At 40.5% G+C, this 19,849-nt stretch carries 21 protein-coding genes; 10 read left to right on the forward strand and 11 right to left on the reverse strand.

Going from position 1 to position 19,849, the window contains the following annotated elements; all coding sequences use genetic code 11:
- Positions 1-27 precede the first annotated feature (27 nt).
- Entirely contained in the window at positions 28-1,146 is a 1,119-nt protein-coding gene (locus C5749_RS06985; RefSeq protein ID WP_105724267.1) for a M42 family metallopeptidase, read from the reverse strand.
- Between the two features lie 264 nt (positions 1,147-1,410).
- On the opposite strand from C5749_RS06985, the gene lgt reads away from it, so the two are divergent.
- On the forward strand, positions 1,411-2,244 hold the full coding sequence (lgt, locus tag C5749_RS06990) for a prolipoprotein diacylglyceryl transferase (protein ID WP_105724269.1): 834 nt from the start codon (positions 1,411-1,413) through the stop codon (positions 2,242-2,244).
- A gap of 12 nt (positions 2,245-2,256) precedes the next feature.
- On the opposite strand, the gene aroQ is transcribed toward lgt, so the two are convergent.
- Entirely contained in the window at positions 2,257-2,676 is a 420-nt protein-coding gene (gene aroQ / locus C5749_RS06995; protein ID WP_105724271.1) for a type II 3-dehydroquinate dehydratase, read from the reverse strand.
- 51 nt (positions 2,677-2,727) lie between these two features.
- The gene (locus C5749_RS07000) at positions 2,728-4,356 is read right to left on the reverse strand and encodes a gliding motility protein RemB (protein WP_245893650.1); all 1,629 of its coding nucleotides are present in this window, start codon (positions 4,354-4,356) and stop codon (positions 2,728-2,730) included.
- Positions 4,357-4,604: 248 nt separating this feature from the next.
- On the opposite strand from C5749_RS07000, the gene murI reads away from it, so the two are divergent.
- A complete protein-coding gene (gene murI / locus C5749_RS07005; RefSeq protein WP_105724273.1) occupies positions 4,605-5,429 on the forward strand; it encodes a glutamate racemase in 825 nt (274 codons plus the stop codon).
- Here murI and C5749_RS07010 read toward each other — a convergent pair.
- Both C5749_RS07010 and C5749_RS07015 read right to left on the reverse strand, forming a co-directional pair.
- A complete protein-coding gene (locus C5749_RS07010; RefSeq protein WP_105724275.1) occupies positions 5,426-5,845 on the reverse strand; it encodes a SufE family protein in 420 nt (139 codons plus the stop codon). The two genes, murI and C5749_RS07010, sit on opposite strands and share 4 nt — an antisense overlap.
- A 33-nt stretch (positions 5,846-5,878) precedes the next feature.
- Positions 5,879-7,102, reverse strand: a complete 1,224-nt coding sequence (locus C5749_RS07015; RefSeq protein ID WP_105724277.1) for a cysteine desulfurase — start codon at positions 7,100-7,102, stop codon at positions 5,879-5,881.
- A gap of 180 nt (positions 7,103-7,282) precedes the next feature.
- Here C5749_RS07015 and C5749_RS07020 point away from each other — a divergent pair, with 180 nt between their 5' ends.
- The 6 genes from C5749_RS07020 to C5749_RS07045 all read left to right on the forward strand — a co-directional run bounded on the left by C5749_RS07020 (position 7,283) and on the right by C5749_RS07045 (position 13,299).
- The gene (locus tag C5749_RS07020; RefSeq protein WP_105725302.1) at positions 7,283-8,278 is read left to right on the forward strand and encodes an acyl-ACP desaturase; all 996 of its coding nucleotides are present in this window, start codon (positions 7,283-7,285) and stop codon (positions 8,276-8,278) included.
- Positions 8,279-8,450: 172 nt separating this feature from the next.
- Positions 8,451-8,894 carry a MarR family winged helix-turn-helix transcriptional regulator gene (locus C5749_RS07025; protein ID WP_105724279.1) on the forward strand — a complete coding sequence of 148 codons (444 nt, stop codon included), beginning with the start codon at positions 8,451-8,453 and terminating at the stop codon, positions 8,892-8,894.
- Positions 8,895-8,904: 10 nt separating this feature from the next.
- Positions 8,905-9,909, forward strand: coding sequence for an NAD(P)/FAD-dependent oxidoreductase (locus tag C5749_RS07030; protein WP_105724281.1), 1,005 nt, complete (start codon positions 8,905-8,907; stop codon positions 9,907-9,909).
- Entirely contained in the window at positions 9,910-10,239 is a 330-nt protein-coding gene (locus C5749_RS07035) for a 2Fe-2S iron-sulfur cluster-binding protein (RefSeq protein WP_105724283.1), read from the forward strand. It abuts the gene before it with no gap.
- Positions 10,240-10,308: 69 nt separating this feature from the next.
- A complete protein-coding gene (locus tag C5749_RS07040; RefSeq protein ID WP_105724284.1) occupies positions 10,309-11,622 on the forward strand; it encodes an NAD(P)/FAD-dependent oxidoreductase in 1,314 nt (437 codons plus the stop codon).
- Between the two features lie 6 nt (positions 11,623-11,628).
- Positions 11,629-13,299: a DNA polymerase/3'-5' exonuclease PolX gene (locus C5749_RS07045; protein ID WP_105724286.1), complete on the forward strand. Its 1,671-nt coding sequence runs from the start codon at positions 11,629-11,631 to the stop codon at positions 13,297-13,299.
- A gap of 27 nt (positions 13,300-13,326) precedes the next feature.
- Here the strand turns inward: C5749_RS07045 and C5749_RS07050 are convergent, their stop codons facing one another.
- From C5749_RS07050 to C5749_RS07065, 4 genes are all read right to left on the reverse strand, one after another.
- Positions 13,327-14,133 (reverse strand): M48 family metallopeptidase, encoded by an 807-nt coding sequence (locus C5749_RS07050; RefSeq protein WP_105724288.1) that lies wholly within the window; start codon positions 14,131-14,133, stop codon positions 13,327-13,329.
- A gap of 74 nt (positions 14,134-14,207) precedes the next feature.
- Positions 14,208-14,855, reverse strand: coding sequence for a glycerol-3-phosphate 1-O-acyltransferase PlsY (plsY, locus tag C5749_RS07055; protein ID WP_105724290.1), 648 nt, complete (start codon positions 14,853-14,855; stop codon positions 14,208-14,210).
- 27 nt (positions 14,856-14,882) lie between these two features.
- Entirely contained in the window at positions 14,883-15,737 is an 855-nt protein-coding gene (gene nadC / locus C5749_RS07060; protein ID WP_105724292.1) for a carboxylating nicotinate-nucleotide diphosphorylase, read from the reverse strand.
- Between the two features lie 79 nt (positions 15,738-15,816).
- Positions 15,817-16,224, reverse strand: a complete 408-nt coding sequence (locus tag C5749_RS07065; protein WP_105724294.1) for a DUF4783 domain-containing protein — start codon at positions 16,222-16,224, stop codon at positions 15,817-15,819.
- Positions 16,225-16,337: 113 nt separating this feature from the next.
- Between C5749_RS07065 and gpmI the strand changes: the two genes are divergently transcribed.
- Positions 16,338-17,873 carry a 2,3-bisphosphoglycerate-independent phosphoglycerate mutase gene (gpmI, locus tag C5749_RS07070; protein ID WP_245893651.1) on the forward strand — a complete coding sequence of 512 codons (1,536 nt, stop codon included), beginning with the start codon at positions 16,338-16,340 and terminating at the stop codon, positions 17,871-17,873.
- Positions 17,860-18,453 carry a hypothetical protein gene (locus C5749_RS07075; RefSeq protein ID WP_105724298.1) on the forward strand — a complete coding sequence of 198 codons (594 nt, stop codon included), beginning with the start codon at positions 17,860-17,862 and terminating at the stop codon, positions 18,451-18,453. The genes gpmI and C5749_RS07075 overlap by 14 nt, the downstream gene beginning before the upstream one ends.
- Here the strand turns inward: C5749_RS07075 and C5749_RS07080 are convergent.
- Entirely contained in the window at positions 18,413-18,946 is a 534-nt protein-coding gene (locus C5749_RS07080; protein ID WP_105724300.1) for an adenine phosphoribosyltransferase, read from the reverse strand. The two genes, C5749_RS07075 and C5749_RS07080, sit on opposite strands and share 41 nt — an antisense overlap.
- A gap of 5 nt (positions 18,947-18,951) precedes the next feature.
- Positions 18,952-19,845 carry a ComEA family DNA-binding protein gene (locus tag C5749_RS07085; RefSeq protein ID WP_105724302.1) on the reverse strand — a complete coding sequence of 298 codons (894 nt, stop codon included), beginning with the start codon at positions 19,843-19,845 and terminating at the stop codon, positions 18,952-18,954.
- Positions 19,846-19,849: the final 4 nt, after the last annotated feature.

The following is a 19,849-nucleotide window of genomic DNA, read 5'->3' on the forward strand; positions in this document are numbered from 1 at the left end:
GTCGATCTAGTTTCCTCCTTTCAGCTATTATTCGCTAAACGGCCTAAAGTCCTGTCCATCTTCTATCTTGAGCAATACCTCATAAATAAGCCTTACCACATTATCCAAATCTTCTTTGTGTACCATCTCTACCGTTGTATGCATATAACGCAGAGGCAACGATATTAGGGCTGAAGGCACGCCGCCATTTGAATACGCGAAAGCATCGGTATCCGTTCCGGTGAACCGAGAAGATGCCTGACGTTGAAATGGAATGTCATTTTCTTTAGCTACATTGATCAAAAGCCTATTTAGATTAATCTGTACTGCAGGCGCATAAGACAACACCGGCCCCTGACCACAAGCTAAGTCGCCCTGCGTAATTTTATTAATCATTGGCGTTTGTGTATCATGTGTTACATCCGTCACAATGGCAAGATTAGGCTTAATGTAGTGGGTAATCATCTCCGCCCCACGTAATCCGATTTCCTCCTGTACTGCATTGACGATATACAGACCGAAAGGCAATTTTTTCTTATTTTGCTTTAACAAGCGCGCTACTTCCGCAATCATAAATCCTCCCGCCCGATTGTCCAGCGCTCGCCCTACATAATAACGATCGTTAAGTACGGTAAACTCATCTTCATAAGTAACAACACACCCTACATGGATTCCTAACTCCTCCACTTCTTCTTTAGAAGTAGCACCACAATCTAAAAAGATATTCTTTAAGGTAGGAGCATCTTCTTTCTCTCCCGAACGTGTATGGATAGCTGGCCATCCAAAGACCGCTTTCACCATACCACTATCTGTATGAATGTTTACGCGCTTCGAGGGTGCGATCTGATGGTCGGAACCACCATTCCGGATAACGTATATAAAGCCCTCTTTGGTGATATAATTAACAAACCAAGATATTTCATCCGCATGCGCTTCAATGACGACCTTATAGGATGCATCGGGATTGATAATTCCTACTGCTGTACCATAATTATCGATATAGGTTTTGTCGACGTAAGGTTTCAGATAATCTAACCATAAGCGCTGGCCCTCCCACTCAAAACCTGTTGGTGAAGGATTATTGATGTATTTTTCAAAAAAATTCAGTGATTTATCTGTTACGACGGGTATGTGTTTATTTTTCTCTTTCGCTTTTTTATTTGCCATATTTCTTTTTTTGCTATTCGGATAACAATTAGTGGGTCTTTTCTCTTTTTTATACTTTGTCCTTATTCTCTCAAAGTTAGGAATTTCGACCAAATAGTATACGAAATTTAATGCAATATTAATTTTATAAAGGATAACCTTATATTTCCTCTATCAAATAACCCTTGATGGCTGAGGATAGCGAAATAGATTTATTTTATATGCATATGCTTATATTGCATATCACAATAAATTTATTTAGGTTTACTGCACAATTGAAGACTTATGCACGCGATTTTAAATGTTATCCATTGGAATATAGACCCTATCATTTTTGAAATAGGTTCTTTTGGTCTGCGCTATTACGCATTATGCTTTTTAGCTGCCTTTGTGGTATCCTATATCCTCATGTTGAAAATTTTCAAAAAAGAAGGGAAAACACAAGAGCTATTGGATCAGTTAAGTATCTATATATTTCTGGGAACGTTGATCGGCGCACGGTTAGGCCATTGTCTATTCTATGAGTTTGACTATTATAGTAAACATCCCCTAGAAATGATTCTTCCTTTCCGTATGGTTAACGGAAACTTTGAGCTTACTGGCTTCCAAGGCCTTGCGAGCCATGGAGGAGCTATTGGCATCCTAATAGCTTTATGGCTGTTTTCGCGGAAAACCAAAACAGAATTTACGTGGATTGCCGATAGACTAGTTATCGTTGTTCCATTAGCAGGGGCCTTTGTACGGCTAGGTAATTTCTTTAACTCGGAGATTATCGGACTTCCGACCTCCATGCCATGGGGGGTTGTCTTTGAAAAGGTAGATATGGTCGCCCGCCATCCCGCACAATTGTACGAAGCTATTGCCTACGTCATCATCTTTGTCATCTTATGGACGATGTATCAAAAGAATGCAAAACCAAAAGCAGGCTATCTATTCGGCATATTCTTAGTTTTGCTCTTCGGTGCACGATTTGCATTGGAATTTTTCAAAGAAAACCAAGAAGCTTTTGAAGACACTATGAAATTCAATATGGGGCAGTTGTTAAGTGTTCCATTTATGATCGTTGGGTTGTATCTTATTTTTCGAAAACCGAAAACTGGAAATCAGTCTAAACGGTGATCTCTAAGATCGTTAATGTTTTAACAAGCTTTCCACCCCCAATCTATAACTAGTTAAGCCGAAGCCGCAAATCACGCCTATACAGTTTGGGGCAAGATAAGAATGATGGCGGAAGGTCTCACGCCTATATACATTTGAAATATGGACTTCCACTACAGGGGTTGTAATACCTGCGATGGCATCGCCAATAGCAGCCGAAGTGTGCGTATACGCTCCTGCATTGAGCACAACACCGTCATAAGAAAAGCCCACCTCATGCAGTTTGTCAACAATCTCTCCCTCGTGGTTGCTTTGAAAATAAGACAGCTCAACCTCCGAAAATTGTTGCTTTAATTCTTCAAAAAAGGATTGAAAGTCTTGACTCCCGTAAATATTTTTCTCCCGTACCCCTAATAAATTTAGATTAGGGCCATTTATGATTATAATTTTCATTAGCCTATTTTTTTAATAGCAATTCTAGTAGATTTCATTTATACAATTTTACTAAATATCTCCATAAAAATTGCGAAACGAAGATCGAAGACCAAAATTTATGACACCAGATTTCTCTGTCGGTGCCCCCTCTATCCTATTATAGCGTTGCGTATAGCCAACTTCAAAACGCAAGTTATATTTTGGGTTAAGTACATAGGCGGCTTTTATATCACCATAATAGAGATCATTTTTTACGCCCTGGCCTATATAATTACCGTGTCTATTTGGAAAATTGGAATACGATTGGAAAATATCCCCTCCCATGTTCGTAGCTGCATCCGGATCCGTTCCGTAGCGACTGTACATACCTTGTATAGAAAAATCAAAACGGTTCCATGAATAATTGAGCATGCCTAAAAGCTCTCGTAAGTTAGCTCCTCTCGGGTGCGCAAGCGGTTCTCCATTATTACTATAATTAGATATCGATACGTAATGTTGATAAGTATACGGTCTGACGACGTTATATTCAGCTAGAAAATTAAGATTTTGTACCTTAAATATATCGAAACCTTTTATGCCAAGTTGTGACCCCCATTTATTATGTATGTATCCATTTCCGGCAAAAAATTCTTTCGCTGTGAACTCCCCCAACAAGAACTGTCCGTAGGCGCTCATATTATTTAGCACTTTGTATTTGGCATTTAATCCTAAGAACATTTTATCAGGTGAAGTCGAATTATTTGATTCCACCGGGCGCAAAAAAATGATCGGGTTAGCATAGTTAAAGTCGAACCCACGATGGCCTGCTTCGTTGCGATTTGCCCAAACAACCGCTTGAAAGAAGCCAACTGACAAGCGATTCGTTGCGTTATAATCCAAATATTGAAAAGCTCCCCATTTAATACCATCACCAAACCGACCGCCAGAATTGAGCGAATCCACACGTGGGTTTTTAGGATCGTTCATATAAGCCCATATGGACGTATATTGCACATTTCCTATCTTACCGGTGAATTTTAAATGTGCATAATTCGAAGAGAAGTCAGATAGCAATAAAGAACGATAACCGTCACCAATATGATTCTTGTCATATGCTAACGTGGTTTGGAAATAGTCACTGAAGTCGTACGTCAAACTTGCAGTAGCATACATCCAATCTTTTTTATTATTTGATAGGTGTTTTGTATTCCCCTGTCCAGGAACCACCCCCGCTCTGTCAATATAATCTGTAAGGTAATTTGGAAAAACTCCTTGATTTTCGAACGCATTAGCATAAAAAGTGAACTTATCCTTAATGGTAAGACCAACTTGAAATCCGCGTGTATTTAGCCAAGTCGTTCTTTTATCCGCTCCAATCATTTCTTTTCCAATCACAAAATCAGGCAAAAAGTCCAGATAAAAACTATGGTCTTCTTTATGAATTTCGATCAAGTGTTCGTTGAATATCTTTCTCAAGAAAATATTGTCTGAATCCACTTGATTTAAGTTTTGGATCGAATCGTACTTCGCCAATAAGTCTCCTTTAAAAAGGAAGGGTTTGGTCGCCGTATGCATACGTGTTTGTGGCGAATAAAGAAGGTTGTCATATTTTTGATAATGTTGATATGAATAGGGTTGGTTCTTAACCTGCGCCTGCAACGTCGATATTACCGTAAACGATGCTAACGATGCAAAAAAAAGAAAGTAATGAAACTTCATAATGAAAAAATATTGTACGTGTTCTTCCTAACAATTATTATTCCTAGTTTTATTTTTCTGAACTGTTTTTGCCATTCAGAACCTTCATACGCTATTTCAAACAATATGCTGAACTAGGAACTCCTGAAGGATTAAAAGCGAAGGTAGCAATATTATCATCAGAATTTACTCCTCATTTTTTCCACACCTTGGAAAACTTATAAAGAAAAACCATCTTTGCTTAACAATAAGGAACGGGTGGAGATAAAATGACAATAGCAAAGCACGGCCCCATCGGCATATTTGATTCAGGTTTTGGAGGTTTAACCATTTTCCGGGAAATTAAGGACACATTACCCTTATACGATTATATCTATCTAGGCGATAACGCGCGCGTTCCTTATGGTACACGGCCGTTCGAAGAGGTCTATGATTTCACAAAAGAGTGCGTATTTAAGTTATTTGAGTTAGGCTGTAATCTCGTTATCTTAGCTTGCAACACCGCTTCTGCAAAAGCCTTGCGAACTATCCAACAAAATGACCTTCCCTTTGGAAAAAAGGTACTTGGCGTCATTCGCCCTACTACGGAAGCCATTCATCATTATACAAAGACCAATGAAGTGGGTGTCCTTGCCACACAAGGAACGGTATTATCCGAGTCCTATAAAATAGAAATCACGAAGTTTCATCCCGAAATAAAAGTACATCAACATGCTTGTCCTTTATGGGTACCACTTGTTGAAAGGTATGAAATAACCGGAGCGAACGCGAATGAAATTGTCCAAAAAGATATTCAGCATATACTTGGACAAAGCGCTCAGATTGACAACCTAATCCTTGCTTGCACACATTATCCCTTATTATTGCCGCTTATAAGACAACACACACCACCTCACGTACAGGTATTATCGCAGGGTGAACTGATCGCTAAAAGCCTGGTAGATTATTTTAACCGCCATCCAGAGGTAGAAGAAATCTGCTCAAAAAACGGCCGGATGCAATTTTTAACAACAGATAATCCTTTAAATTTTGAAGAAAAAGCAGCGATATTTTTTGGAGAAAAAGTAGATGCGCAATACGTTTCCGTATCTTAAGATCTCATCTGTAAAGCCACAGCATACAATTTCATTTGCTTTACCATAGATAACAAACCATTCGCACGCGTGGGTGAAAGATGTTCTTTTAATCCAATCTCATCAATAAAATAAAGGTCGGCTTGTGCGATCTCCTGTGGGGTATGTCCAGAAAGCACTTTTACCATTAGGCTTACCAAGCCCTTAGTAATTATGGCGTCACTATCCGCAGTGAAATATACCTTTCCATCTCGCAACTCCGGATACAACCAGACCCTTGACTGGCATCCTTTGATAATATAATCGTCTTTTTTATATTCCTCTTTTATTAACGGAACTTCTTTTCCCAATTGGATGATGTATTCGTATTTCTCCATCCAATCCTGATAAAAAGAAAAATCGTCAATGAGTTCGTCTTGTATTTCGTTTATAGTCATTTTTCCTGATTAACTTTGGTGAGCATTAGCTATTTATAATAACATGCTCAATGCCCTTTTCAATCCGTCGATTAATGCATCTATTTCTTCTTTTGTATTATACATAGCCAGCGAAACCCGTACTGTCCCCGGAATGCTAAAAGCATCCATAACAGGTTGCGCACAGTGATGTCCAGTCCTTACGGCTATACCCAGCTTATCTAATATGACGCCAATATCATAGGGATGCACACCATCTACCACAAAAGAAATAACGGAAGATTTATGTGTCGCTGTGCCAATAAAGCGTATTCCTTCTATTTCTGACAAACGTGATGTGGCATAGGCCAAAAGATCCTCTTCATAAGCTTTAATTGCATCCAAGCCGATATCCTGGATATAATCTATAGCATCACCCAGACAAATCCCGGCTTCGATGTTGGGTGTTCCTGCTTCAAACTTAAAAGGGAGTTCATTATAAGTTGTTTTTTCAAAAGTTACATCCTTAATCATATCACCACCACCTTGATAAGGAGGCATATTATTTAACAGGTCTTCTTTTCCATACAATACGCCAATACCTGTCGGGCCATACATCTTGTGCCCTGAAAAAGCAAAGAAATCGACGTCAAGTGCTTGCATGTCCACTGCTATGTGTTGTATAGCTTGTGCGCCATCGACCAGTACCGGCACACCGTGTTCATGCGCAACATCAATCATTTCCTTTACGGGATTCACCGTGCCTAAAGCATTGGATACATAAGTGAAAGAAACAAGTTTTGTGCGTTCCGAAAACAAGGATTTGTAGGCTTCTATATCCAACTCTCCATTATCAAGCATAGGGATAACACGTAATCTACATCCTTTTTCATCGCAAAGCATTTGCCAAGGCACGATATTCGAATGATGTTCCATCGCGGAAATAATAATTTCATCCCCTGCGGTTATAAAAGCACGTCCATAGCATGAAGCAACGATATTGATAGCTTCTGTCGTTCCTTTGGTTATGATAATTTCGTGTTCATGTTTTGCATGAATGAACGCTTGTACTTTACGACGTGTTACCTCAAAAGCATCCGTGGAAATCTGGCTCAGATAATGCACGCCACGATGCACATTACTATTCATATCGGCATAATAACGTATGATAGCGTCAATGACCTGCTTCGGCTTTTGTGTAGTTGCACCATTGTCAAAATAAACCAACGGTTTACCGTTCACTTCTCTGCTCAAAATCGGGAAGTCTGCCCGAATCCTATCTATATCAAAAGTTTTCAATTTTTTACGCTCCTTAAATATCCTACAAAGTTAGTGTATTAAGCCCGAAAACTCGTCAACGTGATGTATTCTTTTTATTTCGAGATGTAAATCCATATCAAAATGATTTTACGTCACAACCATTTTTTGTATCGATACACACCTTTAATTTATTCTCAATTGGTTATCTTTGTACTAGATATGCAAGAATTACCATTAAATATCCCCGAGGGCTCAAGAAAAGAGGTTATGGCATATTTAGAGCCGTTCATGTTGAATGAAATGAGCGAGTATCTAAAGCCAGTAGAAGAAATGTGGCAACCAGCTGATTTCTTACCTGATGCCTCACGTGATACTTTTTTTGAAGAAGTGAGGGACTTACAGGAAAGTGCAAAAGAACTACCTTATGATTTAGTCGCAGTACTTATTGGTGATACAATTACCGAAGAAGCTCTTCCCACCTATGAGTCGTGGCTGACTATGGCCGAAGATGTCGAAAAAAATGAACAAGGTGGATGGATGAAGTGGGTAAGAGCTTGGACCGCGGAAGAAAACCGCCACGGTGATTTATTAAATAAATACCTATATTTATCTGGACGCATTGATATGCGACAATTTGAAATATCAACTCAATACCTGATAAAAGACGGTTTTGATATCGGTACTGGCCCTGATCCCTATCGTAATTTTATCTATACTTCATTCCAGGAGTTAGCAACTAATGTGTCTCACCGACGGGTAGCCGGCATTTCAAAAAAGTCAGGCGATAAACTGTTGGCTAAAATGTGCGGCGTCATTGCCGCCGACGAGGCTCGGCACGCCAAAGCTTATATGTCATTTATATCGCACGCCATGAAGGTCGATCCAAGCGAGGTTATGATAGCTTTCGAGGACATGATGCGTAAAAAGATTGTCATGCCAGCCCATTTTCTGCGCGAATCCGGCGAACCACAAGGGGAAGCGTTTGCACATTTTTCTGATGCGGCGCAACGCATAGAAGTGTACACAGCTTTGGATTATGTCGATATTCTCCGGGATCTTAACCGTGAATGGGCTATTGACAAAGTATCCAACTTGAACGAAAAAGGAGAAAAAGCGCGAGACTATCTCATGAAATTGCCCGATCGCCTTACAAGGTTGGCAGAACGAATAAAAATCCCTGAGATTCAGTATAAGTTTAAATGGATTCATGGATAACATTGAAAAAGGCTTGGAGAAAATCCAAGCCTTTTTTTGTAGTATATTAATCTTTTCGTAAATTTACTTGTCACACTAATAATTGCTATGCAACCTGCATGAATGACCATACAAAAAAGGATCTCAATCATTCATGCAAGCTTCATTGCCTTTAAAAAAACAAGTCATCATAATGAAAAAAGAACAATATACACAGTATTCTTTTCTGTTGGATCGGACCGCCAGACGAGTAAAACAATATGCGCAGACTTCCTTTTCGGAAAAAGCGTTTGATATAACCATCGATCAGTGGTCTATCTTGAAAGTCCTATATAATGAAGATCCGATGACGCACAAGGAACTTGCTGAAAAAACAGGAAAAGATCAGCCTACCTTAACCCGCATCGTTGATATCATTATAAAAAAAGAATTGGTTGAACGTGTAGGACATCCAGAGGATAGACGATGTCTACTTATACAACTTACCACTAACGGCGAAAAGAAAGTAAAAGCACTCTCTCCAGAGGTCGCTCAAATTCGTATGAAAGCTTGGGAAAATCTTTCGGAGGAAGACTTCAAAAATTTCACTAGAATACTGAATACGATATATGACAATTTGAATATTCACGGAAAATAACAAGAAAATTATGATTGAAAAAGATATCTGCATTATTGGCGCCGGCCCGGTCGGTTTATTCGCTGTATTCGAAGCTGGTTTATTAAAAATGAGGTGTCATTTAATAGACGTACTACCCCAGGTTGGCGGACAGCTTTCGGAAATATACCCACATAAGCCAATCTATGATATTCCGGGCTACCCAAGTATCAAAGCGCAAGAGCTCATTGACAAACAAATGGAACAAATTGCACCATTTCAACCTACATTTACACTCGGGGAGCGCGTAGAGGGCTTACAGAAGCAAGACGACGGCTCTTACCATATCATTGGTTCCGACGGCACGGTAATCCATAGCCAAGTAGTCGTCATTGCAGGCGGACTAGGCTGTTTTGAACCGCGCAAGCCCGACTTGGTCAATTTAGCGCTTTATGAAAAATCGCATGTACACTATATGGTCAAAGATCCAGAGCGTTTCCGCGATAAGCGTATTGTTATTGCTGGTGGCGGAGATTCCGCACTGGACTGGACGGTCTACCTCGCCAACGTCGCAAAAGAAGTGACGCTCGTACACCGAAATGATTCCTTTCGGGGTGCACCTGATTCCGCAGAAAAGGTCTATCGACTCGCTCAAGAAGGAAAAATAAACCTGCTTTTGTCTCATAATCTAGTCTCTCTCAGCGGAAACGGCCATTTGGAATACATTCACCTGACCAACAAACAGAAAGAAGATATCGCGGTGCCTACGGAAGACTTTATTCCTTTATATGGATTAAGTCCCAAACTGGGTCCAATTGCGGAATGGGGGTTGAACATTGATAAGAACGCGATACAGGTCGACACATTTGATTACGCCACCAATACAGAACGCATCTATGCAATCGGCGATATCAACACGTACCCGGGAAAACTTAAACTAATTCTCTGTGGATACCACGAGGCTGCTTTGATGTGTCAAAGTGCGTTTAAGTATGTTTATCCGGATCAAAAGTTGAGTTTTAAATACACCACCGTAAATGGGGTTAATGCATTTTAAATGGAAAACATCATCAACATTACCGTCGAAGACCGTGATGGAACAACGCAAACTATCGAAGTGCCTACAGACATTAATTTAAGTCTAATGGAAATACTGAAGGCTTCCGAATACGATATCCTTGCTACATGTGGCGGGATGGCGTTATGCGCAACCTGTCACATACATATATTAAATGGCGGCGACGGATTACCCGCAGCCTCAGATCAGGAGCTCGATATGTTAGATACGCTACCTGATGCAGCCACGGAAAGTAGGCTCGCCTGTCAGTTGTACCTCACCGACGACCACGACGGATTACGACTGAAAATCAAAGGAACATTACAATAACAAATGGCGCAAATTTTTACGCTATGTTTTTTGTACTTTTGCCCCAAAATAGAACAAAATTAGTTTATCATGTTATTAAATCGTTCTGAAAGAAGCTTTCCGAGAGTCATTATCATCGGAGGCGGTTTTGGTGGTGTTGAGGTCGCAAGAAGCTTAAAAGAGAAAGAAGTTGAAGTGTTATTGATCGACAGAAATAACTTCCACACTTTTCAGCCACTGATGTACCAAGTCGCTACTGGAACATTAGCAGCGGATGCCATTTCCTTTCCTATCCGTAAAATGTTCAAATCGCAACAGAACTTTCGATTTAGAATGGCTGACGTTACTGAAATCGATCATGTACAAAAGATTGTCAAAACATCGGTTGGCGACTATGATTACGATTATCTGGTTATTGCGACGGGCGCGACGTCCAATTTCTTCGGCAATAACCAAGTCGAGAAATATGCGTTGCCCATGAAGAGCATTCATGAAGCTTTAAATATCAGAAGCTATGTATTGCAAAATCTGGAGGAAGCCGTACTACGCAAAAACTACCATGACCGAGAGCGCTTTCTTAATTTTGTCGTTGTGGGCGGTGGCCCTACAGGTGTAGAACTTTCTGGGGCTATTGCAGAAATTCAGCTCCACATGTTAAAAAAAGATTATCCGGAACTATCCAAAAATGAGATGAAAGTATATCTTGTGGAGGGTACTGGAAAAATCTTAGCGGCATTGTCGGAAAAATCTTCACAGGACGCCGAACGCTACTTACGCGATCTGGGTGTGAATGTATTACTCAACGCGCAGGTAACGGGCTACGACGGTAACACCATTACATTTTCCAACGGAGAAAGTATCCCAACCAAAACAGTGATTTGGGGAGCTGGTGTAATGGGGCAATTCCCAACAGGAATACGTCCAGAAATTATCCAGCGTGGGAATCGCATTCAAACAGATGGACAGTGTCGCGTAAGCGGAATGGAAAACGTTTATGCTATCGGTGACGTTGCGGCGATGATTACGGAAGATACTCCTAGGGGGCTTCCGGGTGTGGCGCCCGCCGCTCAACAACAAGGTGCCTATGTAGCCAAACACATCCTAAAACAAATGGATAACCAACAAACCGCTGATTTTAAATATTTTGACAAAGGTTCTATGGCGACCATTGGAAGAAATAAAGCCGTGGTCGATATGGGGCGTTTCCACATGAAAGGTTTTTTAGCTTGGCTCACTTGGATGTTTGTCCATCTCGTTTCCATTTTTGGATTTAGAAACAAATTAGTGACCTTTGTTAACTGGACGATTAAATTTTTCACCAAAAACAGCGGTATTCGTTTAATCATCAACAAATACAAGCGACCAGAGGTAGAAAAAGAAACAGAAGTCGAACATCACTCTTAAATAATCATGGAAAACAAAGCCATAGCCAAAACTTTTAAGTTATACAGTCAACTCATGGAGTTGTTCAACGAAAATCCCTTTCGAACGAAAGCTATGGCTTCTGCTTCTTTTAAGATTGACAAATTGCCCTTTCCTGCCGCAGGTGCTACTATAGACCAGCTCAGTACACAACCGGGCATCGGTAAGAGCACAGCTGAAAGAATAATGTTGATTCTAGCGTCGGGTTCATTCCCCGAATTGGACAACCTTCTTACTCAAACTCCACCAGGCGTTATGGCCATGCTTACGATAAAAGGGCTGGGGCCGAAGAAAATCCGATCGATCTGGAAAGACCTCGGTATTGAATCAATTGGTGAGCTCCTCTATGCCTGCAACGAAAACCGGTTAATTGAAGCAAAGGGGTTCGGTTTGAAAACCCAGGAAGAAATTCGGAAATCCATAGAATTTTCCAACGCAAATCAAGGGCTCTTTCTATATGCCAAAGTGGAAAAAATTGCGGCTACGTTACTAGGCAATCTCGTCTCCCATTTTCCGGACAAACAACATACTTTTACAGGAGAATTTAGACGAAAATGTGAAATCATTGCATCCGTTGAAATATTAACAACCTGTAGCGTCTCTGAAATACATGCTTTTTTAGAAGAGACACCGGCATATAGTGTCGAAGAATATCAAGATATCGCTGTTCGTTTAACCGATGATCTAGGTGTTCGCTACATTATCCGATCCACGACGGCAGACCGTTTTGCAGCCGATTTAATACTTACCACAGGCAGCGAAACGCATTTACAAGAGCTGCGATCCATTGGAGCAGACATAACAACGTTTGGATCTGAGGAAACAATCTATGAATCACTCGGTTTATCGTATATCGAGCCCGAATTAAGAGAGGGTTCGGGAGAAGTTGAATGGGCAAAAGAGAGACAAATACCCCAACTTATTACCTATGCCGATTTAAAAGGCACACTGCATAACCACTCAACCTATAGCGATGGTGTACATTCATTGGAGCAAATGGCAATCTATTGCAAGGATGAATTAGGATTAAGCTATTTCGGCATCTGTGATCACTCAAAGACGGCCGTCTATGCGAGTGGCCTTAGTATAGAGCGGGTAAAAGAACAATGGATAGAAATCGACCAGTTAAACAAAAAGTTAGCTCCTTTTCGAATTTTCAGAGGAATAGAATCCGACATCTTATCTGACGGGAGTCTGGATTACCCGGATGATATCCTCGCAAAATTTGATTTTGTCGTTGCCTCTATCCACGGCAACTTACGTATGGATGAAGAAAAAGCAACGCAACGGTTAATTACAGCTATCGAAAACCCTCATACCACTATCCTTGGGCATCCAACAGGCCGTTTGCTACTCAGTAGACCAGGTTATCCGATTGACTACAAAAAAGTAATAGATGCCTGTGCGGCGAATCAGGTGGTTATCGAAATTAATGCTAATCCACTAAGATTAGACTTAGACTGGCGTTGGCAAAGATATGCGCTGGAAAAAGGTGTATTGCTATCCATCAATCCTGATGCTCACCGTACCGAAGGTTTAACCGACATGCAATATGGTGTATATGTCGCACGAAAGGGAGGGCTATCTCCTAAGCATTGTCTTAATGCATTCTCTCTTCAAGACATTGAACAATATTTTGCTGCGAAGAAAAAAAGATAAAAAAGGTTCGCTTATCGCGAACCTTTTTTATCTTTTATAATATTGCATCGCTCGGGGAATGAGCTTCTGAATATCAGCGACCCGTCTAGCGTCACTCGGGTGAGTACTCAGAAACTCCGGTGGTGTATTGTTTTTTGATTTCGCGGATGCCATACGCTCCCAAAAAGATACCGCATGCTGAGGATTATATCCCGCCATCGCCATAAACATCAGACCAAGCTGATCAGCTTCTGATTCATTGCTACGCGAGTATTTTAATAATGCCAATTGGCCTCCAATACCATAAGCATTGTTTACAAGACCTTGAACGATAGAGCTCTTTCCCGAAGTCGCAACACCTAAGACCTGTGCGCCAACCTGCAAGGCATATTGGTTGGACATTTGCTCCATCGAATGACGAGCGATTGCATGTGCAATCTCATGCCCCATTACTGTCGCTAAACCATCTTCATTTGCTGTAAACGGTAAAATCCCTGTATATACCGCCACTTTACCTCCCGGCATACACCATGCGTTTACGTCAGAACTCTGCACTAAATTAAACTCCCAATTAAAGTTAAATTGGTTTGACAAGCCTTCAGCTTGAAGATACTGGTTTACAGCAGAAGCAATTCTATTACCCACTTTTTTCACCAATGCTGCATTCGATGTCCCAGTCACGACTTTTGTATTGGGATTGCCCAGAAACTCTTTATAGGCTACGGCAGCTTGTTGCTGTATCTGATCGTCACTCACAAGTGACAATTGCTTCCTACCCGACAACGGCACAGTAGAGCACGCTGCCATAATCGCCACCATGGCGATCAGAAAGGTATATTTAAAAATTTGTTTCATAATAATCAAGTTTGTTTACGACAAAATAGATAAAACAATATAATACAAATCCTATGCCTAAAAGCTTAATAACCCTACATCTTCTTTTTCTTAAACAGATAAATTTTAGATTCGTGGCCCTTCAATAGCCTTTCGATATTCTTTTGATGCGTAACCAATATCAACGCACAGATAGCTATTCCATATAATAACACAGCTGGAACCGATGTGTGAAAAATAAAAGCAATACTAAAAGGAAATGTAAAACCTGCTAATATTGAACTAAGCGACACATAATGTGTGACAATCAATGTCAACAAAAACACACTTGCACAACATAGTGCTGCCTCTGGATGTATAGCGATAACCATCCCAAATAACGTCGCCACGCCCTTGCCACCGCGAAAGCCGGCGAAGATAGGAAAAAGATGTCCCAGTACGGCGATAACGCCCAGCGCCAATTGGAAATTAACAAATTGTACAGAGCTTGGTATACCGACAACTGCAGAATCTAAGAGATAAGGTAAATTGGTAGCTGTCCAACCTTTAAATATATCGACAAACATGACAATAGATCCTGCCTTTTTACCCAACACCCGAAAAGTATTAGTTGCTCCAGCATTCCCGCTTCCATATTCCCGTACATCTACCCCATAGAAAGCTTCACCAAACCATACAGCAGATGGAATGGAACCAAACAGATAAGCTAAGATAACTATGCCTATTAGATAAATCGAAATCATATATTAATTTAAGCTTCCTAAAGATAATTATACAATTTTAGCTTTTAAGCTTAAATCTAAACTTTTTACAGAATGCGTTAATGCACCCACCGAAATATAATCAACTCCAGCCAGTGCATAATTGCGAATAGTTTCTAATGTAATACCGCCAGATGCTTCTGTTACCAGTCGACCATTCACCAGCTGTACCGCTTTCTCTACATCCTCCGGTGTAAAATTATCAAACATCACCCGGTCTACACCTTCATTAGACAATACTTCTTCGAGCTCGTGAAAACTCCGAACTTCTATTTCGATAGGGAGCGACAATCCGTTGGTCGTTAGATAAGTTTGGGCTCGCGCCAATGCATTGGAAATACCCCCTGCATAATCAACATGATTATCTTTGATGAGAATCATATCATAAAGCCCGAAGCGATGGTTGGCACCACCTCCAATACGCACCGCTTCCTTTTCCAAAAAACGTAACAGTGGTGTTGTTTTTCGCGTATCCAATACTTTGGATCTTGTTCCAACCAACTCTTTAGCATAGAGGTTGGTCCGCGTAGCAATTCCGGACATGCGTTGCATCACATTTAACACCAACCTTTCAGCTTTTAAGATACTGTGGACATTACCTTGAACAAAAAACGCTATATCTCCCACCTTGACTTCCACACCGTCTTCCAACGTCACATCAATCGTTAAATTCGGATCTATAATATGAAAGATATCTTTTGCCACCTCGACTCCTGCAAGTATACCGGTATCTTTTACAAGCAGTTTTGCTTCTCCCAATACATTTTCTTGAATAGTGGATAAGGAAGTATAGTCGCCATTGCCCACATCTTCTTGCAGTGCTAACGCCACAAACTGCTCCAGTTTACTCAACTCAACTGCCATTTATTCGAATTAATTAATAAGCGAAGATGACAAAAATATATTTTATTATAAAATCCTACATCACTTTTTAAGCTTATCTTTACTCAATTCTAATCTCAGCGATCTTAAATTCCTTATTGTTAGACTGTACAAACTTTATAAATACCCGATAGTTTTTTGAATTCGATTTCAATGAAAAAACAGCGAATGCGGCTGTGGAATTATTAGCACGCTGCACTTCTTTCACGGCATCCACTTTATTTGTTCGAAAAAAATCATTCAGTAGTAACTCTGCCTGAAATTTAGTAAAGGCTCCCTCATCTCGTTTAACGGAAAGGTGGACACTGTTATCAAAGACATTTGCCAATTTCTTTGCATTACCCTCCTTTAGAGCTATTGATGCGCTTTTTACTACCTCGTCAAAGGAAGTATTCATTGCTAATACCGGTGCTCCGACCATACAGCATAACACCAAAAAAGTGCATCTTCGCATCACTTTATATATCATATATTCTGATTTCAATTCCTAATCGAGGATGTGCTAAAACTATGCCAATTCGCGATGATGATTTTTTATATTAAGGTATTGGCGAATGCAAAGCATTTTATATAAGTTTGTATGTGGGTAATTTAAAAAACAAAAGAGTAGCACTACTAATCTTAGATGGTTTAGGCTACGGAAAAGACGATAATTCAAATGCTGTACGTGCAGCCAAAACTCCATTTTTAGATCATTTATTAGCGACTTATCCGAGTTCGCGTCTAGAAGCTTCTGGAGAAGCCGTCGGGCTTCCGGAAGGACAAATGGGAAACTCAGAAGTAGGTCATATGAATCTCGGTGGCGGTCGTATTGTATATCAAGAACTTGGTCGTATAAATAAGGCCGCAACAGACGGAGAATTCAACACTAATCCTGCCATTCAGGAGGCTTTCGACTACGCCAAAGCACAACAGAAAAAGGTGCATTTTATCGGATTATTATCCGATGGTGGTGTGCACGCCCATATTGAACACTTGAAAGCACTTTGTGACACCGCACAGCAGGCCGGACTTCAGCAAGACCAAGTATTTATCCATGCTTTTATGGATGGCCGTGATACCGATCCCAATGGCGGACTCGGTTACATCGAAGATTTACAGAATCACCTAGCGCATTCAACAGGAACTATTGCAAGCGCAATAGGACGGTATTATGCCATGGACAGAGATAACCGATGGGAACGTGTCAAAGAAACGTATGATTTGTTGACAAAAGGAACGGGCAAGCCTACCACGAATATAAAACAAGCGGTAAAGCAATCTTACGACGATGGAATTACCGATGAGTTCATCAAGCCCATTGTGGTGACGGATGCGGATGGACAGCCACTAGCAACTATTCAGGAAGGCGATGTTGTATTTTGTTATAATTTCCGTACTGACCGAGGCCGTGAGATTACCATAGCTTTGACGCAGGAAGCTTTCCCAAAATACGACATGAATCCGCTGTCATTATATTATGTAACCATGACTTCCTACGACGAGACATTTAAAAATGTGCACGTTGTGTTCCAGAAAGAGAATTTAACGAATACACTCGGAGAAGTACTAAGCCGTCAAAACAAAACGCAGGTTCGTATCGCTGAAACAGAGAAGTATCCACACGTTACTTTTTTCTTTTCAGGGGGGCGTGAAGAAGAATTTCCCGGCGAACGCCGATTGCTCATCCCTTCGCCAAAAGTGGCGACCTACGATCTTCAGCCAGAAATGAGTGCTGAAGGTATTACCACGGCAATCTGCAATGATATAGCAGAAAATAAACCGGATTTCATCTGTTTAAATTTTGCCAACCCTGACATGGTGGGACATACAGGCGTTTTTAATGCTGTTGTAAAGGCGGTCGAAACCGTAGATACCTGCACTAAAAAAGTTGTGGAAACGGGATTGGAACACGGTTATTCCTTTATTATATTGGCCGATCATGGGAACGCTGAGTTTATGGTCAATAAAGATGGTTCAGTAAATACAGCCCACACTACTAACCTTGTTCCTTGTATCTTAATAGATAAAGATTTTCAGCAAATCAAAGATGGAAAACTGGGTGACATTGCTCCTACAGTATTAAAATTATTAAGTGCTGACATCCCGGCAGATATGAGTGGTAATGTATTGGTATAAAACAAAAAACACATGGTGCAGAGCAATAATGACGGTAGTTATTATTGCTCTGTTCTTATCGTGCAACTCCAGCCCAAAAGACAAAAAAATAACAAGGGAAACGTATTTCGATATTCCCGGATATTTTAAGACAGAGATAGCACGATTGACCCAAGAGAAACCTTTTTTAGACAAAACGGTTGTTAAAGACAGCCTATCCGAAACCAAAGAAATACAAATCACCGATTGGGAAAATGAGCTTTCTAGTTTTGCCTCAATTGATTTAAACAAGCCTGCTTATGCCGGTGTATTAAAGAAAGATAGCACAGCTAACAGTGTAAAAATAACTTCCTCAGACCCAAAAGTTGATATTGTTATTGTTGAAATAATTTACGGAGATAATGGGGAACCCGCTACATTTCGTATACAACGAAATATTCAAAATTCATTATACGAAACACGCGAAATACTACATTATACAAAGAACAAAGGATATAGCTTGGAAAAACATCAGTCTGTTTTAATTCTTGGAGATAAGTACTATTACATCGAGGGAGTATTTAAGCATCAAACCGAGCTAGCGAAATTATCCAGTCACTGAAGCGTGTTAAACGCCCTTCGCTATGTAGGAAGTCCAAGCTAATGATAAACGCGTACCCGATAATATCTGCACCCAGTTTTTCCAATAGCTTGGAAGCCGCCACAACTGTTCCACCTGTAGCAAGCAAATCATCGTGAATCAATACCTTACTTCCTGGGACAAGCGCATCTTCATGCACTTCAATAGTCGCTTGTCCATATTCTAATTTATAGGATTCCGATATCGTGTTAAAAGGCAACTTCCCTTGCTTCCGGATAGGAATAAAAGGCACACTCAATCTGTTGGCCAATAGCATACCAAATAAAAAACCGCGGCTTTCTACTCCTGCGATAGCGTCAATTTCAATCCCTTGCAAATAGTTGACCAACTGGTCGACAATCTCTCCGCAAAGCTGCTGATCTTTTAAAATAGGCGTAATATCTTTAAATACAATTCCCGGTTGCGGAAAATCGGGAATATCCCGGATCACGGATTTAAGGCGTTCTTCTAGCATGCTTTTTAATTAAAATCCAAATAAGGTGCAATTTTACGTAATAAATCATCATTTAAAGCATACATCTTTTCTAAATCAGCCAACGATGCAAAAGCACCATGCTGCTCCCGATAACGTACGATATGCGTAGCCTCTTTGCGAGAGATATAAGGGTGTAGTGCCAATCTTTCTATCGGCAAATGATTTATTGCCCACTTGTGAACAAGACTATCTCCGAGCATCAAAGAAGGTTCCATCTTGGCGAATTGCTCTTCGGAAATACCGTATACCTCTTTTACTTGGTCAATGCTATGAAAACCGCCTAAAGCATCGCGAAATTTTACAATACGCGAAGCAAGTACCGAACCGATACCATGAATCGCCTTCAACGCAGTGGTATCTGCTATCGATAAATCAAGCAAAATTTTCGCTCTCGAAGGCTTAGTCGCTCCCTTTAATGAAAAAGCAGCCTTAGGCGATGAAGTAGAAATTGTCTCGGGCAAGGTAATGTATGGTGCTATCCGCTTAAAGTCATCGTCGGAAATGACATACATTTTAGCGACATCCGCTTTTGTTCGGAACCGTCCGCCCTTGGCTTCGTAATTTTTAATAACTTTTATTTGTCCTTCGGTAAATCCTAACATTTTCCATTTTTCGGCAGGTAAATTATTTGGATTGAAAGGAAAAGTTAGTTTCTCTGTTTCCGTAAGAGGTGCGCTATTTCGTTCCGCATTTGTCTCCAACGTCTCTCGCTCTTCCTCTACTAGGGAAGAAAACAGCAAAATGTCATCTGCGGTATCGCTAACATAAAAGCTATATATAAAAGGTGTAACTGCCATCAGCACAATAAGAATCGACAGCACAAGAAATCCCCTGCGTTCGTTCTCACTCATTCCGAAAAAGATGGCTAATTTCTTCATTATC

Source organism: Sphingobacterium gobiense, assembly GCF_002980575.1.
Taxonomy (GTDB): domain Bacteria; phylum Bacteroidota; class Bacteroidia; order Sphingobacteriales; family Sphingobacteriaceae; genus Sphingobacterium; species Sphingobacterium gobiense.

Bases quoted from the DNA above. Each gene is read 5' to 3' on its own strand.
- C5749_RS07030 (WP_105724281.1), top strand. From the start codon at position 8,905: ATGATTGAAAAAGATATCTGCATTATTGGCGCCGGCCCGGTCGGTTTA.
- C5749_RS07065 (WP_105724294.1), bottom strand. From the start codon at position 16,224: ATGATATATAAAGTGATGCGAAGATGCACTTTTTTGGTGTTATGCTGT.
- C5749_RS07025 (WP_105724279.1), top strand. From the start codon at position 8,451: ATGAAAAAAGAACAATATACACAGTATTCTTTTCTGTTGGATCGGACC.
- nadC (WP_105724292.1), bottom strand. From the start codon at position 15,737: ATGGCAGTTGAGTTGAGTAAACTGGAGCAGTTTGTGGCGTTAGCACTG.
- C5749_RS07080 (WP_105724300.1), bottom strand. From the start codon at position 18,946: ATGCTAGAAGAACGCCTTAAATCCGTGATCCGGGATATTCCCGATTTT.
- lgt (WP_105724269.1), top strand. From the start codon at position 1,411: ATGCACGCGATTTTAAATGTTATCCATTGGAATATAGACCCTATCATT.
- C5749_RS07020 (WP_105725302.1), top strand. From the start codon at position 7,283: ATGCAAGAATTACCATTAAATATCCCCGAGGGCTCAAGAAAAGAGGTT.
- murI (WP_105724273.1), top strand. From the start codon at position 4,605: ATGACAATAGCAAAGCACGGCCCCATCGGCATATTTGATTCAGGTTTT.
- C5749_RS07010 (WP_105724275.1), bottom strand. From the start codon at position 5,845: ATGACTATAAACGAAATACAAGACGAACTCATTGACGATTTTTCTTTT.
- plsY (WP_105724290.1), bottom strand. From the start codon at position 14,855: ATGATTTCGATTTATCTAATAGGCATAGTTATCTTAGCTTATCTGTTT.
- C5749_RS07050 (WP_105724288.1), bottom strand. From the start codon at position 14,133: ATGAAACAAATTTTTAAATATACCTTTCTGATCGCCATGGTGGCGATT.
- C5749_RS07045 (WP_105724286.1), top strand. From the start codon at position 11,629: ATGGAAAACAAAGCCATAGCCAAAACTTTTAAGTTATACAGTCAACTC.
- C5749_RS07000 (WP_245893650.1), bottom strand. From the start codon at position 4,356: ATGAAGTTTCATTACTTTCTTTTTTTTGCATCGTTAGCATCGTTTACG.
- C5749_RS07075 (WP_105724298.1), top strand. From the start codon at position 17,860: ATGTATTGGTATAAAACAAAAAACACATGGTGCAGAGCAATAATGACG.
- C5749_RS06985 (WP_105724267.1), bottom strand. From the start codon at position 1,146: ATGGCAAATAAAAAAGCGAAAGAGAAAAATAAACACATACCCGTCGTA.
- C5749_RS07035 (WP_105724283.1), top strand. From the start codon at position 9,910: ATGGAAAACATCATCAACATTACCGTCGAAGACCGTGATGGAACAACG.
- aroQ (WP_105724271.1), bottom strand. From the start codon at position 2,676: ATGAAAATTATAATCATAAATGGCCCTAATCTAAATTTATTAGGGGTA.
- C5749_RS07040 (WP_105724284.1), top strand. From the start codon at position 10,309: ATGTTATTAAATCGTTCTGAAAGAAGCTTTCCGAGAGTCATTATCATC.
- C5749_RS07085 (WP_105724302.1), bottom strand. From the start codon at position 19,845: ATGAAGAAATTAGCCATCTTTTTCGGAATGAGTGAGAACGAACGCAGG.